Source organism: Streptomyces sp. (assembly GCF_031178505.1).
In the GTDB taxonomy this organism is placed as follows: Bacteria; Actinomycetota; Actinomycetes; order Streptomycetales; family Streptomycetaceae; genus Streptomyces; species Streptomyces gulbargensis.
On the sequence record NZ_JAPSIW010000626.1, the window covers coordinates 1 to 4,193 of the forward strand.

At 70.8% G+C, this 4,193-nt stretch carries 4 protein-coding genes, 1 tRNA gene and 1 pseudogene; 2 read left to right on the plus strand and 4 right to left on the minus strand.

The features are described from left to right. The 3 genes from RIF68_RS29235 to RIF68_RS29245 form a co-directional block, all read right to left on the minus strand. A partial coding sequence (locus RIF68_RS29235; RefSeq protein WP_309054289.1) for a transcription termination/antitermination NusG family protein occupies positions 1 to 688 on the minus strand: 688 nt, incomplete at its 3' end. A gap of 44 nt (positions 689 to 732) precedes the next feature. Then, a complete protein-coding gene (gene secE, locus RIF68_RS29240; protein WP_309054290.1) occupies positions 733 to 1,020 on the minus strand; it encodes a preprotein translocase subunit SecE in 288 nt (95 codons plus the stop codon). Positions 1,021 to 1,124: 104 nt separating this feature from the next. Then, positions 1,125 to 1,197, minus strand: a tRNA-Trp gene (locus RIF68_RS29245). Positions 1,198 to 1,401: 204 nt separating this feature from the next. On the opposite strand from RIF68_RS29245, the gene RIF68_RS29250 reads away from it, so the two are divergent. Then, positions 1,402 to 2,628: a pyridoxal phosphate-dependent aminotransferase gene (locus tag RIF68_RS29250; RefSeq protein ID WP_309054291.1), complete on the plus strand. Its 1,227-nt coding sequence runs from the start codon at positions 1,402 to 1,404 to the stop codon at positions 2,626 to 2,628. 126 nt (positions 2,629 to 2,754) lie between these two features. Further along, positions 2,755 to 3,777, plus strand: coding sequence for an adenosine deaminase (locus RIF68_RS29255; protein WP_309054292.1), 1,023 nt, complete (start codon positions 2,755 to 2,757; stop codon positions 3,775 to 3,777). A 27-nt stretch (positions 3,778 to 3,804) separates the two neighbouring features. On the opposite strand, the pseudogene RIF68_RS29260 reads toward RIF68_RS29255, so the two are convergent. Continuing rightward, positions 3,805 to 4,193, minus strand: a pseudogene (locus RIF68_RS29260) (UDP-N-acetylenolpyruvoylglucosamine reductase); the annotation flags it as partial.

The following is a 4,193-nucleotide window of genomic DNA, read 5'->3' on the forward strand; positions in this document are numbered from 1 at the left end:
GCTTGCCCTCGGCCTCGGCGGCCTCGCGGGCGGCCTTCTCCTCGGCCTCCGGGGCGAGCATCTTGACGATCTCGTCCAGGGTCAGCGGGTACGGGTCGTAGGCGTTGCCCACGAAGCCGGTGACGCCGGGCGTGTTGCGCACGACACCCCAGGACTCGTTCGTCAGGTCCATGCGGACCAGGACGTAGCCGGGGAGCTTGTTCTGCTTGACGTTCTTCCGCTCGCCGCCCTTGATCTGGACGATCTCTTCCTCGGGGACCTCGGCCTGGTAGATGAAGTCCTCGACGTTGAGCGAGACGGCGCGCTGCTCCAGGTTGGCCTTCACGCGCTTCTCGTAGCCCGCGTAGGTGTGGATGACGTACCACTCGCCGGGCAGGGTGCGCAGCTCCTCGCGGAGCGCGGCGACCGGGTCGACCGGGGCGGCCGGCTCGGCCTCCTCCTCGGTCTCGTCCGCGGTGGCCTCGGCCTCGGCGGTCTCGTCGTCCTCGGCGGACTCCTCGGCGTCGCCGTCGGCGTCCTCCGCCACGGCCTCGTCCTCGTCCTCGACGTGGACGGCCTCGTCCTCGGCGGCCTCGCCCGCGATCTCGTCCGCAGCGTCCGCCTGGTCCTCGTCGGCGGCCTCGACGATGTCCAGCTCGTCCTCGACGGACTCGGACTCGAAGGCGTCGTTCAGGTTCGCGTCAGACACGGTGGCTGCTTCTTCCTGCGATACAGATGGGGTGGAACAAAAAGTCAGCCGAAGACGTACTTGACTGCTTCCTGGAAGCCATAGTCAATCACGGTGACAAGGCCGATCATGATGACGACGAAGACAATCACCACGGTGGTGTACGTCGACAGCTGGCTGCGCGTCGGCCAGACGACCTTGCGGAGCTCCGCGACGATCTGACGGTAAAAGAGCGCGAGACGGCCCAGGGGGCCCTTCTTGCCGCGCTTGCCGCCCTTGCGGGACTTCTTCTTCGACTCCGCGGCCTCGTCTTCGGCATCAGGCATGTCGATGGAGCCTACGGCGTCCGTCACGATCTCTCACCTGATTCCGGGTCGTGGCCGTGCCGCGCCCGGGTGGAGCCGCACGGCGGTGCAATGAAGACGTACATGCGCACACAACCTGGCGGTGTGTGTAGCAGGGCCGGAGGGACTTGAACCCCCAACCGCCGGTTTTGGAGACCGGTGCTCTACCAATTGAGCTACGACCCTTTGTTGCTGCCCCCAACCTACCGCATCGTGAGATGTGGTCGGTGCGGGCCAACGAGGAGAGAGTGTACGTGGTGAGGGGCCCCACGTCGAACAGATAGCGCGCCGACCCGGCGGCGGACGCGCGTACGACCAGGAATGACCGTTCCTGTCCGCTCCGTGAAACCTGTGTGCCGGGCCGTGAAGCGGTCTGGGACGATGGGCCGCATGAGCGCTGCTACCCCTCCCACCGAGCGTCGGGTCTCCGCCCGGATCGGTGCGATCTCCGAGTCCGCCACCCTCGCCGTCGACGCCAAGGCCAAGGCCCTCAAGGCCGCCGGGCGCCCGGTGATCGGTTTCGGCGCGGGTGAGCCCGACTTCCCCACGCCGGACTACATCGTCGAGGCGGCCGTCGAGGCCTGCAAGAACCCCAAGTACCACCGCTACACCCCGGCCGGCGGTCTGCCCGAGCTGAAGGCGGCCATCGCCGCCAAGACGCTGCGCGACTCCGGATACGAGGTCGACGCCTCCCAGGTCCTGGTGACCAACGGCGGCAAGCAGGCGATCTACGAGGCCTTCGCCGCGATCCTGGACCCGGGCGACGAGGTCATCGTCCCGGCGCCGTACTGGACGACGTACCCCGAGTCGATCCGGCTCGCGGGCGGTGTGCCGGTGGAGGTCGTGGCCGACGAGACCACCGGTTACCGGGTCTCGGTGGAGCAGCTGGAGGCGGCCCGGACGGAGCGGACCAAGGTCGTCCTCTTCGTCTCCCCGTCGAACCCGACCGGCGCGGTGTACTCCGAGGCCGACACCGAGGCGATCGGCCGCTGGGCCGTCGAGCACGGCCTGTGGGTGCTGACCGACGAGATCTACGAGCACCTGGTGTACGGCGACGCCTCCGCCGTCTCCCTGCCGGCGGTCCTGCCGGAGCTGCGCGACAAGTGCATCGTGGTGAACGGTGTCGCCAAGACGTACGCGATGACGGGCTGGCGCGTGGGCTGGATCATCGGCCCGAAGGACGTGGTGAAGGCCGCGACGAACCTCCAGTCGCACGCCACCTCCAACGTGAGCAACGTGGCGCAGGTCGCCGCGCTCGCCGCCCTGACGGGGAACCTGGACGCGGTGGCCACGATGCGTGCCGCCTTCGACCGGCGCCGCCAGACGATGGTGCGGATGCTCAACGAGATCGAGGGCGTCTACTGCCCGACGCCGGAGGGCGCGTTCTACGCGTACCCGTCGGTGAAGGCGCTGCTCGGCAAGGAGATCCGCGGCCGGCGCCCGCAGGACTCGGTCGAGCTCGCGGCCCTGATCCTGGACGAGGCCGAGGTCGCGGTCGTCCCGGGCGAGGCCTTCGGCACGCCGGGCTACCTGCGCCTGTCGTACGCGCTCGGCGACGAGGACCTGGTGGAGGGCGTGTCCCGGATCCAGAAGCTGCTGGCGGAAGCCCGCGACTGACCCGTCGGAGTTCGGCAGGTCGGCGGCCCCCGGTTCCGAGGAACCGGGGGGCCCGTCTGGCTTCGGGCCGGGGCCCATGGGGGGAAATGGGTGTCCGGGCCCGTCCGGTTGCGGCAGGATCGGCCGATGGAGCACGTTCACCGCGACATCACCCTGCTGCCCAAGGCCCATCTGCACCTGCACTTCACGGGTTCGATGCGGCCCTCGACCCTCCTCGAACTGGCCGACAAGTACGGCGTGCACCTGCCCGAGGCGCTGGGCGGCGGTACGCACCCGCGTCTGCGGGCCACCGACGAGCGCGGCTGGTTCCGCTTCCAGCGGCTGTACGACATCGCCCGCTCCTGCCTGCGCGAGCCCGAGGACATCCGGCGGCTGGTGCGCGAGGCGGCGGAGGAGGACGTCAGGGACGGCTCGGGGTGGCTGGAGATCCAGGTCGACCCGACCTCGTACGCCCCTCATCTCGGCGGTCTGATCCCGGCCATGGAGGTCATCCTGGACGCGGTCGACGCGGCGTCCCGGGAGACGGGCCTCGGGATGCGGGTGCTGGTCGCGGCGAACCGGATGAAGCACCCGCTGGAGGCCCGGACGCTGGCCCGGCTCGCGGTCCGGTACGCGGACCGGGGGGTGGTCGGTTTCGGCCTGTCCAACGACGAGCGGCGGGGCCTGGCCCGGGACTTCGACCGGGCCTTCGCCATCGCCCGCGACGGCGGTCTGCTCGCGGCCCCGCACGGCGGCGAGCTGACCGGTCCGGCGTCCGTACGGGACTGCCTGGACGATCTGCGGGCGTCGCGGATCGGCCATGGGGTGCGGGCGGCGGAGGATCCGCGGCTGCTGCGGAAGCTCGCCGAGCGGGGGGTGACGTGCGAGGTGTGCCCGGCGTCCAACGTGGCGCTCGGGGTGTACGAGACGCCCGCGGACGTCCCGCTGCGCACGCTGTTCGACGCGGGCGTCCCGCTGGCGCTCGGCGCGGACGACCCGCTCCTCTTCGGCTCGCGTCTGGCGGCCCAGTACGAGATCGCCCGCGAGCACCACGGCTTCACGGACGGGGAGCTGGCGGAGCTGGCCCGCCAGTCGGTGCGGGCCTCGGCGGCGCCGGAGGGCGTACGGGCGAAGCTGCTGGCCGGGATCGACGACTGGCTGGGCGGCTGACGCCCGTACGCCGGTGTGCTTGCGGGCTCAGAGGCCGGTGCCGACCATCACGGGCTCGTTGACGAGGGTGATGCCGAAGGCGTCCCGGACGCCGGCGACGACCTCGCGGGCGAGGGCGAGGAGGTCCTCGGTGGTGGCCTCGCCGCGGTTGGTGAGGGCGAGGGTGTGCTTGGTGGAGATGCGGGCCGGCCCGGAGCCGTACCCCTTGGTGAAGCCGGCCTTGTCGATGAGCCAGGCGGCGGAGGTCTTCACGGCGCCGTCCTCGCCCGCCGGGAAGGCCGGCGGGGTGACGTCGGGGCCGAGCCGCCCGGCCACGCGCGTGAGGAAGGTCTCGTACTCCTCCGCCGTGAGGATCGGGTTGGTGAAGAACGACCCGGCGGACCAGGTGTCGTGGTCCTGGACCCCGAGGACCACGA